Raw genomic sequence first — 15,328 nt, 5'->3', positions numbered from 1 at the left:
AGCTCGTCGACGCCGGGAACGCCCTCGAGGCGGCCTGCCGGATCGTCATCCTCGAGGACCAGCTCGCTGAAGCCCACCGCATCAACCTCGACCTCCAGCACGCCCTCGACGCCCGCGGACCGGCAACCCACCTGTGAGCTGATCGGTCCAGAACACCCAGCGGGGTAATCGGGGGTCCACTCTCGAGCAGTTCGCTGTCGAAAACATTCACATCTCAGGCGATATCGGCGGTCAGCTGGGCAGGCCGACCTCGTCGGGCGTCTTGTCGGTCCGGATCCCCCGGAAACTGGGGTGCCGCAGCAGACCGTCGCCGCTGATCTCGCGGTACTCGATGTCGGCGACCAACACCGGGTCGACCCACCAAGCGGTCCGCGCGACCGGCGCCGGCGGTGGGTCATCGAGCGGGCTGGTTTCGCGGCGGACCTTGTCCAGCGGCGCGGATGCTGCGTCGCGACGCCGCGGTGAAACCGGTCCCGACCCCGCCGATACAGCGCAGGCGCCCGCCGGGGACGTGCCCGGCCAAGACCAGGCCGCCGAATGTGGTGGCGTTGGCGCCGTTGCCAGGGGCTGCGCCGACGATCACGGCCTCGGTCGTGAGCCTCGAGACCACCTTCGTCCACGCCGACGAGCGGCGACCAGGTCCGTAGACCGAGTCACCGCGTCTGCAGACCAAACCTTGTGCACAGACGGTCATTGGATGATGAGGTGGATCATCGTGCGCGGCGGCTGCGCGCCGTCGCGTCAGAAGCCGCCACCGCAGGAGGAGAAGCCGCCACCGCAGGAAGTTCCGCCGCCGTAGCTGGAGTGGCCGCCGATGTATGGGCCGGAACGGGTCGACGGGCGCGACGGGATGCGCCGGGAATCGTTCCAGTGGCCGGGAGCTACTACGGCCCACCAGGTTGTGAAATCCGCGCCGCTGACGTGCTCGATCTCGGCGCGATCGGCGGCGGCCCAGTGCACGGTGTAGCCGGTGAGGTGGTGCGTGGGGCGCTGGAGCTCGTCGATCAGTTCGCCGGTGGTCAGGGTCGAGTCGTCGGCGCGGAAGGCGTGGACGGTTCGGTCGGATTCGGTGACGCGGTAGCTCCATCGGGTCCGGGCCGCCAGCTCGGTGAAGCGGTCATCGCGTTTTTCCCGCTCGCGCTGGGCTTTCCAGAGTCGTGCCTGTTCTTCCTGTGCGCGTGCGTCGGCCTCGTGCACGCGGGGCTCGATCTGCTCGCGGACGGGGCGATAGCGCTCGGCGATGTCGTGCAGCCGCTGTTCGAGTCTGTCGAATGCCTGCCGTGACGCGGTCCGGCTGCGGCGGCGGGCCGCCGACCAGCCGGAACCACGCCGCAGTCCGGGTGAGAAACCGCCCTCGATCCGCATGCCGACATCGTGGACGAGCTGCTGTTCGGCGATCCACAGTGCATCCAGCGCGGCGGTCTGGGCCCGGGCCCACGCGGCGGATTCCCCGTCGGTGGCCTCGACTCGGATACTCCGCGTCGCCGTCCTCCGGTCGAGACAGGTCCACCCGCGCTCGTCCCGGCCTTCGGGCGTGTCGACGGCATAGATCTCGACGAATGCCCGGCCCGGGTCGAAACCCGCCATCTGCCGGTCGTTCAGGGCATAGCGGAAATTGAACGAATAGCGGTACAGCGTCACCGATACCATCGTGTTCCTCCCCCACGGGTACCTCCACGATAGCGGCGGTGTGGTCAGGACGGGTCGGGCTTCGCGGTGAAACTGTCATAGGCATGGCGGGCGCGCCCAGCTTCCGGTCGTCCCAGCTGCATTCGCGGCCGCGACTCGACTCACACCAGCAGGTTGAATCCTCGAAGAGGCAGACCCACGCCACACCTGGAAAGTGAAGCGCTACAACACGATCCTGGCCGAGAGTCGAGGAACTGGATCGCGCCGAGTTGGGAGGCCGAATCTCAGAGGCATCCTCAATCGTGTTCAATAGTCCAGCAGGCCACACTGCGTCGAAAGTCGCTGTCACTGATAGGGAATCGAACCTACTGACCCGGGCACTGACGCCCTCCGATCGATGATTTCGTCGAGCGCAAGGCGTGCTGCAAGGGAGGGACCGAACATTGGCACACCACCCACCAGGGGCCATCTGATTCCGTTGTGCCGCAACATATACGGACTACATCTGGAGGCTGCTATGCCGACTCCTCGTCCGCGTGTTCGTCGTGACGGCACGGTCTGGTGGCAGGTTCCGATCCGTGTCGCCTGGGTGCAGGCGGCCTCGTTCGAGGACCGGCGACGTCCTGTGATCCTGAAAACCACAGGCGAACATTGGGAACGTACTGTCGATGAGTCGAGCGGTCGTCTCGTCAGCGACTCAACTCTCCGGCCGCCAGCAGACCCGGAATGGGTGGGCCTAACGCTCCACAACCCGAACACCCTGACGGCTGATGGACCAGCGATTCGGATCAGGCCGGTAGGCGTTCGGCAGGTCAAATCCATGTCGTGAACTGCTGAATTTCACCGAGTTATCAGCGATCGACGCTCCGCTAGTGCACCGCTCACACCTCAAGCGTCGACTAGAGTCGTTCGCTCGGTATACGGCACGACAGTGCGCGCTGCCGGGTATGACCCATGGCGTCGGTGGCGTGGATCAGCGTCGGGAATTCATGGGAGTGAACGCTGATTGGGGTGCCCGTACACCGGCGTCAGCGCGTTGTACAACCAGTCGTGGGCTCGTCCGACAGTGACACGAGTTCCGAAGAACTGTTCTGTCAGAGCCCAGTAGCGGTGGATCCGGTGGTCGGAATCGGTTGCGTCGATCAGCATCTGCTCGCGGAAACGCGGGGAATCACGTTCCCCTCGCGCGTGGGCATGGGCGTTGAGGAACCGATCGAGTTCGTTTCCGGTGTGCGGTCGCACGCCCTCCGATACGAGTGGCACCACGTCCCTCAACAAGCCACCAGCGCCCCTGGCGCGCACGCCCTGATGCTCGAACGTCTGGCCTGCTCACCGAACTCTCAAGCATCGCCTCGGCGTCAATGACTTCTTCTGCGCCTTAGCCGCTCACCGCAACCCCACTCGTCGCCGCGGTATCACGCACCCTGATCGGGTGGAAGGGCTGACGCACTGGTGGTCGGAGCGGCAGTGCAGCGAGTTCTTTCAGCTCGACAAGTATTCCGGAGAACGAGTCCGGCTGTGCCCGGACGGATACGGCTGCTGGGAACGCCATGACCGCGCGGTGCGGTTCTTCATCGAATTCGGCACCGGCACCGGCACCGGCACCGGCACCGGCACCGGCACCGAATCATTGACCACCCTCACCCACAAACTCGATGCCTACCACAACTTCCCGACCGACGACTTCGGCATTCTGCTGTTCTCCCTGCATTCGTCCCGCCGCGAGACCACGGTTCGGGCCGCGCTGCACCGGGCACTGCGTGGCTACGAGCCCGCCCTCGTGATCGCTACCACCGCGCGCGACCACACCCATCCGGACGGCCCTGCAGGCCCGGTCTGTGCCCTACTCACGCCCCTGCTCGGCAGCACCATAACCGAGCGGCGCGGGCCAGCAGACCTGCCCGAACGCGGCCCTCGCATCGCTCACCACACTGACACCGCCCAGCCCTTACAGCGAAGCCGCCTTCGACCCTTACGACCCGAATATCACTTAGATCCTCGCGCTTGACCGCACCCGACGAACCACCCCAGCCACAGCCAACGTCATCGGCTCTAGCGAGGAACCCGAGGACCCGACGCTCGCCGACGATGGTGGTGGTGGTGGTGGGATCGAGATCCCTCTAGCCGATAGCGACTGACATCGATCAACTCGGCTAGCCAGCAACCCTTTTCGGCAATACGACCCATCAGGTCCGCTGCACGACCGGCGATCAGATTGCGCCGCATCCCCGTAGAAGTGGCTCGACAAGGCTCTCAAAGCTGTCGGACCGATCCCTTAGCATCAAGGCCCAAACATGCTTCGCGGACTGCATCGCAACGAAGTTGGAGCGAACACTCAAATGGCCCGAAAGACAACGGAAGCTGAGGCGGTGGCTGACATGAGGGTTGTCGGTCTTGAGCCACTAGAGCGGTACCCAGGTCGAACAATCAACGCGTGGCTCTCTTGCTGCTTGACCTGCAACCAAAAAACCACGCGAAGCCTCCATAGCATCCGACAGAGCAAGATCGGATGTCCGCCATGTGCTCGCGCCACCAGGAGCGACACTCGTCGTATCCCAAGCGCGGAGGCCGTTGCCAACATGATCAACGCTGGGTTGAAACCGTTGATGCCGTACCCCGGAGTGAACAAGCCTTGGCACAGTCGGTGCCTGACCTGCAACAAAGAGGTCAGCCCGACGTTGAGCAGGATTCGTAGTAGCAATGGGGGATGCCGCTACTGCCGCGTTGCTTCACGCTCTGTGGCCATGCAACTTCCTGAAGCGGAAGCTATCACCAGCATGATTCAAGCTGGACTCGACCCCCTAGAACCCTATCCCGGTAGAGTCGGCGACTTATGGCGATGCCGATGCATGAAGTGCGGCAACGTCGTTACGCCGCGTCTTAACACCATCCGTAATGGAGGGGGCGGATGCCGGGAATGCGGACAGAAGGCCCGTGCTGACGCTCGACGCATACCCGAGGCAGAGGCAATAGCCAATATGGTCGCTGCCGGGCTAAAGCCCTTGGAGCCCTACCGTGGCAGCATGAATCCTTGGCGGTGTGAGTGCGTCGCTTGCGGCGCAGTGGTTACACCGCTGCTTAACACTATTCGACACCAGGGTAGCGGATGTATTCAATGCGGCCACGTAAGAGGTGGGAATTCCCGAAGAACCCCCGAGGCCGACGCTATAGCCGAAATGTTAGCGGCAGGCATCAGACCGCTGGAGCCATATCCTGGACTGATACACAGGCCATGGAAATGCGAGTGCATATCATGCACTAACGAGATCGTTACAGACTTGAATAGGGTTCGCAACGGAACCGGGTGTCGGCATTGCGGTCGTAAAGCCAGCGCGATGGCTCGGAGAATTCCCAACGAAAAAGCGGTGTCGATAATGAGATCGGCAGGCTTAGAACCATTAACACCCTACCCTGGAGGGCATAAGCCATGGAAGTCCAGATGCCTTGTCTGCAATAAGGAGAGCCTCCCCTTATTTAGCAATGTCCAGAGAGGCACTGGCTGCTCACACTGCGCCGGAAATATTCCACTGGACCCAGATGTCGCCGTCGAAACGATGCAGGGAGCCAACCTGGAGCCACTGTCACCTTACCCGGGACTAATGGAGCCGTGGCACTGCCGCTGCATTGCATGCGGAAATGAGGTCAGTCCGAGCCTAAATAACGTCCGCCGCCGAGGCGGGGGTTGCGGATACTGCGCTGGGAATATTCCGCTTGATCCAGAATGCGCCTCAAGGGAGATACGCGAATCGAAATTGGAGCCCATTGAACGGTATCGCGGCTGCGACGAACCATGGAGGTGCATATGTACCACATGCGGCAACGAAGTCAGACCAACCCTGAGCAATGTGCGCCGATGGGGTAGAGGATGTAAATTGTGCAACGAAGTTGGATTTGATTACACCGCTCCCGCGATCATATATCTTGTAACACACGCCGGTTTGGCTGCCCACAAAGTGGGAATAGCCGGGATCGGCATTCAAACCGATCGAATTAATGTGCATCGTCAGTACGGATGGAAATTATTCGATACGCTTCGGTTTCAAAAAGGAATCGACGCCCATCGCGTAGAACAGAAAGTTATTCGGCGACTGCGCAAAGAATTCAAACTTCCACAGTACCTATCGCGCGAGGATATGCCACAGCGAGGCGAAACGGAGACTGTTGACGCCGATGAGATCTCCTCGCCGAAGCTATGGAGCATAGTACGCGCCGAAGCATCCAAGTTGAAGTCAGAGAGGAGCGGTCGATCTTAAGCCCGATACCGACAGTCCAGAGCAGTCGACGGTGAGACTGGTTGCGGCAGAAGGGTATCTGCCCGTGTGAACGTGGCTCATAGTCTGCTGTCTGATGCTAAATGACTCGACTTGAATGGAGAGAACCGAGGAAGATGCGCGCATGACAGAGCAGCAGCACGACCTGATATTCACGGGTCTCATACATCCGCAGGCCGGAAACTGGCATCTGGATCGCCCGGTCCAGATGACTCAAGGCGATCGTCGGATAGAGGTGTTCTTCGCCAACTCGGCATTTAACGTGCGTGTCACCTTCCGTGATGATCACCAACTTGGGAACGACGGCGAAGAGGATGCCGCCTGGTTAAACCCGATCTGGTACGAAACAGAGGCGGCAGTTCAGTCGGTAGTTGATTCGCTGGGATTCATCTTGGCTGCGTCTCTCGAACTTGAGATGACAGCGGGACGCGCAGACACCAGCGCTCTCGTCGGTGGGCTTACCTCGATGCCGGCGTTCGCTTGCGTCGAGGGAAATCGAGTAGAGCCCGAACTGCTCGGCCTGTACCTGAATGTCGCGAACAAGAACGCCAATGTGCGTCACGCGCTCGCTGACATGCGAATGGCACTTCGACTAACGATCGATACCGCTTTCTACTGCTTTCGCTCGATCGAGTGCTTGCGGCAGGAGTTCGTCCTCGACGAAGATGGGACCAAGACGCTGCGCTCATGGGAACGCATGAATACTGCCCTCGGCATCTCTAAGGCCGATATGGAGCCTTTGACGCGACTTGCGACGGCGCGACGGCATGGTGAAGCCCTGCCACTTTCTCACGATGACCGGGTGCACTGGCTCCGATGGACACGAGAGGTAGTTGCGCGCTACATCGAGGAGTACTACCCGAACCGACAGCCGCTCTCATAACGGTATGCGGAATTCCAGGCCGCCTGATAGAATGGCCAGGCTGGATTGAGCCTGGCAGCAATGTCAGGTCTGGTACTGATCTTGTTTGTGGTGGCCGTTATGCTCAACCTTGTTCCGAATCTGTTGGCTCGTCTTCGAGTCAGTTTCACAGAAGGGAAGGTGATGAGGATGATCGGTTCCCGTCGGTTCGGTGCGATTCTTTCCGCCACTGCGCTTGTGTGCTCCGCTGTCATATCCAGTGTCATCGCAAACGCAGTGCCAGGCTGAGCCCAGCATTCATTGCAGTCCCTGTCGCGTATTCGCGCCAGGGACTTTCTCTCCGTGCTAGATGGCACAGCCTGATTCTGGACTGCCGCAGTCACGTCGGCCAGTATCCGGCTAAACGTGGATGCCCACCCGCTGGCTCAGATCGCGGACGTCGATGCGCATGCCCGTTGGCGGCTTCTTCAACAATACGCGGAGCATGTCGCGGGCGAACCCGTTGTACCGGATTGTCTCGGGCGCAGTCTGTTCCGACTTCACCAGCATCGTCAGTGCCGCGGTGGTAATTGCGCGGATAGCTCGCGCACCAGGATCGCGGCGAACCTCACTCCCGCCAAGGTTCGCCAGTTCGGGCGGTGTCCGATTGCGCTGGTCCGCTGAGATTCACCAGAGAAATCAGCGCTGAAACTCCCTACTTTGGAGGGCTCCCCAGGACTCGCAGTTCGTCGTCGATCGGAACGGTTGCCGGTGGGAGGGTTGTTATCAGCAATTCCTCGGCAGATCGCTTTCCGACTCGGCCTGCCGCCGAATATCGAGTGCTAACCAGGCGCTTGCTGATTCGCCAGCAGCGCACGCCGAGCACTTCGCGGTCAGAGCGCGACGGTGTCATTTGGTCGTGGGCGTACAGCCACTCGCTCTCAGTGAGCAACGGGTGATCGTCGTAACTGAGCAACCACCGGAACTGTGCCTTCGTCCTCAGGTAGTCGGCAAGGCTGAGGTGCAGGGTGTAATCGCTGGGCCGGGCTGCCCCAAGTCCATCGCCGCCGTAGCCCCCGAGGGGATCAAACGAGGCCCGGTACAGGTGCGATGCCTTCTCGACGTAGGGCGGATCCAGGTAGGCGACCACCCGCGAGGGAAGGAGTTGCGGGTAATACTCGGGAACGTCGTCCAAAGTCTGGCGCCAGTCCTTGCACCACACGTCGACAAGGCGGCCCGTGTCGTAGAGGTGGCCGATATATCGGAGTCGGTCTGCGAGTGCATCAGAATTCCAACGGCAGCTGATGGGGTACGCGCTGGTCTGAGCTCGCCCCCCTATGGGCCCTGCTTTGCCATGCAGGATGCCTGAGAAGGTGGTCCGATTGAGGAACAAGCACTGCATCGCGGTGGCCAGCCGACGGTTGCGTGGACTCATTCTCGACCGGGGTGTCCAGGCACGCCAGTAGTCCCATCGTTCAACCGCTTTCTGGCCACCGTCCCGGACATATCGCTTCCACTCGTCATGCATTCGATCGACCAGACGCTCAGTGTCATCGGCTGCGGTCTGCCAGAAGGCGGTGACCAGGGGGTCGGCATCGGCGAGAAGGATGCGCTCGACGGTGCCGTCTCCGATCATGCGCAGTGATGCTGACGCGCCTCCCGCGAACGGCTCTACGAGGAGGTTGATTTCGGGCACTTCCCGCGATTGCTTCGCCGATGTAATCACTCGCCCGATGACCGGCGCGAGCGAGGACTTGGCCCCGGGATAGCGCAAGGGCGATTGGTAGCGGCCGCGGGCGAGATCGTGTGCGACTGGCTCCAACTCTGCAACCAGCGGACGCGCCTTAGCGTTGATCGCTTCGCCGGAGCCGAAAAGATGTGCGCCCTGGGCGAGTTCGCGAGCAACGAGGTTGGTGGGCGGCAAGATCAACGACGGCATAGTGGTATCTTGCCGGACAGTTGAACGTTCGGGCATACCATCCGCCTACCTGGTGAAGTATGTCGGTGGTTTTACCGCTTGGAAGTCGAATTTCAGTCCTGGAATGTTCTGCTGCGCCATCATGGTCAGCACGGATCGTCCGACACCCAACGGCAGCGCGGCAGCCGAGTGTGCGAGGGCGACGGGTATGACCGCGTGCTGATACATCCGCGTTCTTAGCGAGTCCAGAACCTCGCAGATCAGGCGCAGTGTCGGGTACGCCTTCCATCCCTCGACCTCGGCGCCTCCATCGTAGGGTGCAAATCCTGCTGCAGGTAGGACCGTGATCACCAACGGATCGCCAGCGCGAGTGCGATAGATAAAGCGCCGACCGTAGAACTCGTCCTTGCCGTATTGATTTGCCTCCGCCCTTCCCAGGACGCGGTTGATGTAGCTGGTCGGGAGCCGCATGACATGACCGGCTGGGATCAAATCCTTGATCAGCTCAGCATGCTCGACGAAGGCCCCCTGCTTCTCGATACCGACCATGAGCGGAGCCGCCAGCCCATGTTGCACGCACCAACCACTCAGATCGCTGAGATGTTCCTGGAACCGTCTCTTGAGCGGGGCCAAGGGCCCATGGAGTGCTAGCGGACCATCGGTGATGAAGATCGTATGCCGCAGCACATCGGGCGCGGTATCAGCAAAGAAGTTCAAGTAGCACAACGACATCAGGCGCTCGGCTGCTGTCATGACCCGACCGAGCGGCTCGAAGTTCGACCCTTCGACCTTGTACTCCTCATGCGTGCGAAGCGCATCCGCGAGAAACAAAGGCATCTTGCACGATGGGCAGGACCCGCCGGTGCGGGTCACTATGAGGGTCGACGCGCTCGCAGCCTTGAGCCCACAACTAGGGCAGACCCGCAGTTCAATCTGACGGGCAGGCGCATCACGGGTGCCATGCAGAGCCAAAAGTCCATCAGCGAGCGTCATTTCGGTGCTCGAGTCGAACCGTGCACTGCCAAGAAACCCATCAAGCTCGGCGCGCCAGGTTTCGACACCGCTCAGGCCCGGGCGCGCGAGCTGAGAGCCTGGGAGGGCAACATCGAACGCATACTCGCTGTGGGCTTGTCGGACATCCCGTGGGTCGATATATCGAGCACGGGCAAGTTCTCGGAACACATCCAGTCGAACCATTGATCCCGCGACCCGGAGGTAGCCAACCTTAACGGTGGGGTGCTCGCGGGTGGCCTCAACCTCAGTATCCGAACCATCGACCGTGATCGAGTAGTCCACATCGTCAGGGTTCCCGACCATGGGGAGTTCTTCGATCGGAGCACACATCGCGGCAATGTCATCATCGCTGGTGGGGCGAGCGCTAGTAATGGCCCATCGTTCAAGGGCATCCTTGACGGCCTTGTTGCGGGCTGTACCGACGTGCCCCAGACGGGAGGCTTTCTCTCCTGGATAGGGCATCGACTACTCGCTTTCGGCCTGAGCATCCACGGCTGCGAGGCCAGCGGCTTTGCGAGCGCCGTTGACCATACTGTGGTCGAACTTGGTGATCTGCGCAGGCACGATGTACTTGCCCGAGTAGGTCTTCATCCGAACGAAGCCGACATCCTCGGCTCGAATAATGCTGGGTGTCCAGACCTTGAAGTCGTAGTAGTGCGCCAACTCCCGCGTCTCATGGTCGGAGTTCAGATGGGCGATCAGCCAATTCGAAGTGTTCGACAGAATTCGCTTGTCGACGGAGGTGACCTCCTGGGTCGCGTAGATCAGTCCCATCCTGTACTTGGCAGCCTCCTTGGAAAGCCGCACCCAAGGGTCGTCGGCCACATCTCGCCCGCCGCGTTCGAACAGGTTGTGGGCCTCTTCGACGATGATTTGCATGTTGACCGGTTCGTGGTCGGCCCGGAATCGCTCCCCTGCCCGGTTCAGGAGGTGACTGACAATCCGCTCCGACATGACCTTGGCCACTTGGTCATTGCCGCTGGAGAGATCAACGATGGCGAGCCGACCGGCAAGCATGTCCTGCCACAGATGTTCACTGACATCTCCAGCGGATTGAGCACCATGGAATGCACGGATGGACCGGATTGCGGCGGTCACACCCGTGTACTTGTAGACGCCATACAAAGCACTGAAGTGGCATTTCTCGGTTTCGTGCCACTTGGGGAAGTCGTCGGGGCGTTCGCCCACCCATTCCGCCAGAGCCCGCGCCCCCGATGGCGATTTCACGCGATAGCTTCCAGCTCGACCGGCCTGTTCAGCAGCGCCGGGATTCGCGGCAATGAAGGCGTTCATTGGTGGCGCCGGTGCGGCAACTGTGAGGATCTGCGGTAGCGAGTCGCCGTGGAAGCCACATTTGGCCAGCAAGCCGTAGAACGCGACCATTGCCCAGCTCCATCGACTTTGCGCGCTGCGGTCATTGTTCTCAGGTTCGGAAAGAACCGCAGATCGGAAGTTCTTGCCGTAGTTCGTATTTACTGGCGCGGTGGCCTCGCTCACCAGGCTCCAGGCGGCTTCCAACACCTCACGGTCGTAGAAGTTGATCCGAAGTGGCTTCTCGCGGCTGTCTGACTGGCTCGGCTCCACCTTGTATATCCGGACCGTGCTGTCGTCGTCTCCCAACAGGCGAAGCCCCGTGCCGTCTTGCCTGTTGACGTTGGCGTATTCACCCTGAGGATCGAAGATCAGCTGACCAATGGCCCGGTCATGCTCCGAGCCATACCGATGGACTGCGGTGACCAAAGTCTTGATCGTGTTGGACTTTCCAGTCCTGGTCATGCCGAAGACCGCAGTTTTACGGCCGATGAAGTCCGAAACGTCGATGCGGACCTCGGCCTGGTCGGTGCCAGCGATCAGCGCCTTCCGGCGAGTTGCAGCGAATCGAACTTTTCCGATGGGCAAGGAATCACGTGCCTCGGTCGGCTCCGGGTACGAACCCAGCCATGACAGAACCTCCGTCGAAGGCAGGAAAACCTGATAGCGAGCAGATACCACAACGTTGTCAATATCGGCCCCGTACTCGATCCGCGCTTCTCGGTCGTCAGTCTCGGTATAGAACGTGCCGAGTACCTCGCAATCGAAGGCGGACTGCTGCAGCTCGTTCCGAGTGAGCACGTCGGTGACATCGTCGAATCCGACGCCTGATGCGCCAGCGTCACGAACAACCGCCAACCGAGTTTGGATCAGCTCCGACTCGTTGGGCAGCGGTGCCGTCCCACGCACTCGGAGCAGAATGATTTCTTGATCCTCAAGAATGAACCCGGAGTCGGTGTTTTCACCCGCAACCGCGAGTAGGAATCCGCCCCGGGGCACGCCGCCCGCCTCGCGCTTTTTGAAGTCGTCAGTGAGGACGACCGCAGAATCGTAGTCGAGCCTGAAGATGCCCCCGACCGGTAGACACCCCCTGTTGATCAGCGCGGTGAGCGGCTTCTTGAGCTCTACGTTGCGCCGAACCTCGTCCCCAATGCCCATCCCGTGGCACTCCAATCGTCAGCCGCGCGCCCGCGCAGCACCTTCATCATGGCTTCACTCAGAGCTGCTCGAACGTTACACCCGGCCACCGACACCACTTGGGATATCAACCGGCCCAACGACATTCGCACGAACCTGAACAAGCGATCAGTAGTTGTCCAGGAAGCGTGCGCATTCGCTTCTGAGAGTGGGTAAATCGACCTGACGCCCCGACAGAGTCCAAGAGTTCCTGAAGTCCCAGCAGCTGGGTGACCGTAGCGCGCGTTGAAGAAAGTGACCTCACGGATGGTGAACTCGTCCTGGAAGTCCAGCAACGCATAGCCGACCATCTGAAACAGCATAAGAGCATCCAGGACGATATAGCTGCCACTGCGAGGGCCGCTGTTCGTAGCGCGTCCAGAGTGTTCGGAAAGGCTTTCGTGCGCGAGGTGCCGCCAATCGCGGCGGGTGAGCGCCCAGCCGATTCGTTCGAGCCCTGATCCCAGATCGGTGGCCATATGCCAAGGGTCCTTTACGTTCCACAGCAGTGCGCAGTCGCCGATGGGCTAGCCGTGGACGATGTGCAGTGTGATGCCGTTGACCTGCCTGCGCTGCCAGACGTCCAGATCTGCATTCATCGTCAGATTGCCGGGGTAGTGGTCGGCGTTCGGCATCGCACTAATGAGCCACGCAGGGCGGCCGCGGAAGCGGTTCTCGCATGGTGATCATCGCCTGGCAGCAGTGTGCCTGCTCTGGTTGACTGGCTCCGTGGTTCCGACGAGCACCATCACCCGCATCCGTACCCTCGACGGCCTGCACCTGGCAGCCACCCTCGTCACTCCCGGTCAACCCACGGCGCACGCTGTCGTGCTGGTGCATGGTGGTGGCGTCACTCGCGAGGAGGGCGGCTTCTTCACCTGTCTCGCGACCGGCCTGGCCGATGCTGGTATCGCGTCGCTGCGGTTTGACCTTCGCGGCCACGGCGACAGCGAAGGCCGCCAGGAGGAACTGACCCTCTCCGCCATCCTGAACGACATCCGCGTCAGCCTCGCCGCGGTGCAGGACGCCACGGGTGCCAGTGACGTGTCGCTGCTCGGTGCCAGCTTCGGGGGTGGCATTTGTGGCTATTACGCTGCCAAACGCCCAGAGGATCTGTCTCGGTTGGTATTGCTGAATCCACAGTTCGACTACAAGAAGCGCACCATCGACACTCGCGACTACTGGACGAACGACGTCATCAGCGACAAGAAGGCCGAAGAACTCAACAAAACCGGAGCGATCCAGTTCACGCCGACACTGCGGCATGGTCGACCGCTGCTAAACGAGGTGTTCTGGCTGAAGCCGAACGAAGTCCTCGGCGAGATCAAAGCACCGACTCTGATCGTCCATGGCAACGCAGACACCTTGGTCCCAATCGAAGGTTCCCGCGCTGCCGTCACCCAATTCACCGCACCCGTTGAGCTGGTCGAAATCGAGGGATCACAGCACGGATTCGCCGTCCATGACGATCCGCAGTACCTCAACCCGAAAAGCCAGGAGTTCCAGGCCGAAGTGATCCGCATCGTGGCGGACTGGCTCACGGCTTAGCGCGACGGCATCAAGGCTTCACGGAGCTGCCGCACATTCGGCCGGTGATTCCAAGGGGCGAGCGTGCGCACTACGTCCACAACGACATTCATCGTGCGTTCCGAACGGGTCTCGCGCGCCACCGCGACCGATTTGGTTGCGACGGTGGCGGCTTCGTCTGGTTCGCCGCTGAGTGCGAGCGCTTTTGCCTGTCGAGCACTGAAGAAACCAGCATCACGGCGGGACAATCCCCCACCGGCGAGTACCTGACCGAACAGTTCAGTGGCTCTCTGCGGCTTGCCCGCCTCGGTGTAGCAGCAGGCTGAGCGAACCAGAAGCGTGCTCTCATTGAAGTAGCTCACCAACGCCTGGTCATCGGTACCGTTGGCCTCGGTGAGGAGGTGCTGTGCCTGACCAAGGCTTTGCTCGACGGCAGTGGCTGATTCGCCGATCATGGCGAGCCCCAAGGCTTCCTGTTGCACGACTTCGGCTTGTACCCGCATTGGCAGTTGCCACGGTCCCTCTTTGGCGGCTTGTGCCAATCCGAGCAGCGTGCCCGCGTCGCGCGAGTCATAGGCCATCTGGGACTTCTTGAGCAGCACGTACCCCTGCATCGGCAAGCTGCCCGCGGCCTGCGCCCACTCCATCGCACGGTCGTACAGGAAGGTCGCCGTTACCGGGTCATGGAGGTCGCGGTACAGCCAGCCTGCGAATTCCGCGCCATCCGATCCAACTGCCAGCAGTTGCCGACGCACATCCGACTGAACATCCTTGCTGTGCCGTCGGATTGCGCCGAGCACGGCGAGCGTGAGGGGCAACGCTTCGGCTGGACCGAGGGAACCGTCATCGGCTTTGCAACGCGCAAGCTGGGCACGGAAGAACTCCAGGACCGAGCCGTCGAAGTAGCGGCGGGCATCCTCCAATGCCACGCTCACTCGGTCCAGATCGTCACTGTGGCTAATCGGCGGGATGCCGATGCCATCGCTGGCTAACCAGTGGGCAAGCGCAAGCGCGTTATTGCCTGTCGTGCTTGCATATTCGACGGATACGGCTGCCGAGCCCCCGTCGTCGGGCAGCTTGAACCACAGCAACTCGGGCGGAATTCGGAGTATCTGTGCCCACCGCGTCAGTTTGGACAGTTGCTCTGGCGCCGAACCTTTTTCGATTCGACTGATCTGCACCTGTGTCATACCGAGCCAACTGCCCATGAGTTCCTGCGGCAGCTGTTGTCCGTGATACGGGTGGTTGCGGTACGCGAAGAAGACCCGGCCTATGTGCCAGGTGGCGAGCGCATCGCGCATTTGGTCGGTCTGCCAAAAGTCTGGCGGGAGCGTCGGCGGGCGGTGGCGCTGTCCCCGTACCGTGACTTCGCAAGCGCCACAAACAGATTCGGCGTTGTAGCGGCTCAGACGGTTGCCGCAGCGCGCGCAATAGCGCTGGTTGTGCGGCGTTTCGGTCATGTGAACCGCTCCGGATCGTCCGCGAGGGTTGCCTTATCCCCCGTTTGCCCTGGTCAGGGACGCTACCACTGGTTTCCGCCGTCAGTATGCGTTCCATGTATATCGCATATTCGCCGTGGTCGTGGTGGGTTTATCGCCGAAATCCGACGCTTGGGGACCAGACACATTCAGCCCCTCGAGC

11 protein-coding genes and 1 pseudogene are annotated in these 15,328 nt (G+C 61.3%); 3 read left to right on the top strand and 9 right to left on the bottom strand.

Annotation, left to right across the window (positions count from 1 at the left end; translation table 11 throughout):
- Positions 1-231 precede the first annotated feature (231 nt).
- From ACLMAJ_RS24695 to ACLMAJ_RS24680, 4 genes are all read right to left on the bottom strand, one after another.
- Entirely contained in the window at positions 232-432 is a 201-nt protein-coding gene (locus ACLMAJ_RS24695; RefSeq protein ID WP_412016203.1) for an ATP dependent DNA ligase, read from the bottom strand.
- Positions 395-610 (bottom strand): hypothetical protein, encoded by a 216-nt coding sequence (locus ACLMAJ_RS24690; protein WP_412016189.1) that lies wholly within the window; start codon positions 608-610, stop codon positions 395-397. The genes ACLMAJ_RS24695 and ACLMAJ_RS24690 overlap by 38 nt, the downstream gene beginning before the upstream one ends.
- Positions 611-741: 131 nt before the next feature.
- Entirely contained in the window at positions 742-1,650 is a 909-nt protein-coding gene (locus ACLMAJ_RS24685; protein ID WP_412016188.1) for a hypothetical protein, read from the bottom strand.
- A gap of 966 nt (positions 1,651-2,616) precedes the next feature.
- Positions 2,617-2,892: a hypothetical protein gene (locus tag ACLMAJ_RS24680; RefSeq protein ID WP_412016186.1), complete on the bottom strand. Its 276-nt coding sequence runs from the start codon at positions 2,890-2,892 to the stop codon at positions 2,617-2,619.
- A gap of 115 nt (positions 2,893-3,007) precedes the next feature.
- Here ACLMAJ_RS24680 and ACLMAJ_RS24675 point away from each other — a divergent pair.
- A pseudogene (locus tag ACLMAJ_RS24675) lies at positions 3,008-3,637 on the top strand (replication-relaxation family protein); the annotation flags it as partial.
- Positions 3,638-6,024: 2,387 nt separating this feature from the next.
- The gene (locus ACLMAJ_RS24670; protein WP_412016185.1) at positions 6,025-6,783 is read left to right on the top strand and encodes a DUF8168 domain-containing protein; all 759 of its coding nucleotides are present in this window, start codon (positions 6,025-6,027) and stop codon (positions 6,781-6,783) included.
- Positions 6,784-7,456: 673 nt separating this feature from the next.
- Here ACLMAJ_RS24670 and ACLMAJ_RS24665 read toward each other — a convergent pair.
- The 4 genes from ACLMAJ_RS24665 to ACLMAJ_RS24650 are packed head-to-tail and all read right to left on the bottom strand — an operon-like array spanning position 7,457 to position 12,639.
- Positions 7,457-8,680: a DNA adenine methylase gene (locus ACLMAJ_RS24665; RefSeq protein ID WP_412016184.1), complete on the bottom strand. Its 1,224-nt coding sequence runs from the start codon at positions 8,678-8,680 to the stop codon at positions 7,457-7,459.
- Positions 8,681-8,725: 45 nt separating this feature from the next.
- A complete protein-coding gene (locus ACLMAJ_RS24660) occupies positions 8,726-10,135 on the bottom strand; it encodes a hypothetical protein (RefSeq protein ID WP_412016183.1) in 1,410 nt (469 codons plus the stop codon).
- A 3-nt stretch (positions 10,136-10,138) separates the two neighbouring features.
- The gene (locus tag ACLMAJ_RS24655) at positions 10,139-12,142 is read right to left on the bottom strand and encodes an ATP-binding protein (RefSeq protein WP_412016182.1); all 2,004 of its coding nucleotides are present in this window, start codon (positions 12,140-12,142) and stop codon (positions 10,139-10,141) included.
- Entirely contained in the window at positions 12,109-12,639 is a 531-nt protein-coding gene (locus ACLMAJ_RS24650; RefSeq protein WP_412016181.1) for a hypothetical protein, read from the bottom strand. The genes ACLMAJ_RS24655 and ACLMAJ_RS24650 overlap by 34 nt, the downstream gene beginning before the upstream one ends.
- A gap of 163 nt (positions 12,640-12,802) precedes the next feature.
- Here ACLMAJ_RS24650 and ACLMAJ_RS24645 point away from each other — a divergent pair, with 163 nt between their 5' ends.
- Positions 12,803-13,708 (top strand): alpha/beta hydrolase, encoded by a 906-nt coding sequence (locus ACLMAJ_RS24645; RefSeq protein ID WP_412016180.1) that lies wholly within the window; start codon positions 12,803-12,805, stop codon positions 13,706-13,708.
- Here ACLMAJ_RS24645 and ACLMAJ_RS24640 read toward each other — a convergent pair.
- Complete coding sequence (locus ACLMAJ_RS24640) at positions 13,705-15,147, bottom strand: NsdA family TPR-like regulatory protein (RefSeq protein WP_412016178.1); 1,443 nt, start codon at positions 15,145-15,147, stop codon at positions 13,705-13,707. The genes ACLMAJ_RS24645 and ACLMAJ_RS24640 overlap by 4 nt on opposite strands.
- Positions 15,148-15,328 lie beyond the last annotated feature (181 nt).

The sequence above is a fragment of the Nocardia arseniciresistens genome (genome assembly GCF_046764875.1).
Classification (GTDB): domain Bacteria; phylum Actinomycetota; class Actinomycetes; order Mycobacteriales; family Mycobacteriaceae; genus Nocardia; species Nocardia arseniciresistens.
Note: the sequence above shows the minus strand (reverse complement) of the source record. Positions and strands in the feature narration are given on the sequence as shown.

Coding starts and splice junctions, on each gene's coding strand:
- ACLMAJ_RS24685 (WP_412016188.1), bottom strand. CDS start 1,650: ATGGTATCGGTGACGCTGTACCGCTATTCGTTCAATTTCCGCTATGCC.
- ACLMAJ_RS24670 (WP_412016185.1), top strand. CDS start 6,025: ATGACAGAGCAGCAGCACGACCTGATATTCACGGGTCTCATACATCCG.
- ACLMAJ_RS24665 (WP_412016184.1), bottom strand. CDS start 8,680: ATGCCGTCGTTGATCTTGCCGCCCACCAACCTCGTTGCTCGCGAACTC.
- ACLMAJ_RS24660 (WP_412016183.1), bottom strand. CDS start 10,135: ATGCCCTATCCAGGAGAGAAAGCCTCCCGTCTGGGGCACGTCGGTACA.
- ACLMAJ_RS24655 (WP_412016182.1), bottom strand. CDS start 12,142: ATGGGCATTGGGGACGAGGTTCGGCGCAACGTAGAGCTCAAGAAGCCG.
- ACLMAJ_RS24650 (WP_412016181.1), bottom strand. CDS start 12,639: ATGGCCACCGATCTGGGATCAGGGCTCGAACGAATCGGCTGGGCGCTC.
- ACLMAJ_RS24645 (WP_412016180.1), top strand. CDS start 12,803: ATGAGCCACGCAGGGCGGCCGCGGAAGCGGTTCTCGCATGGTGATCAT.
- ACLMAJ_RS24640 (WP_412016178.1), bottom strand. CDS start 15,147: ATGACCGAAACGCCGCACAACCAGCGCTATTGCGCGCGCTGCGGCAAC.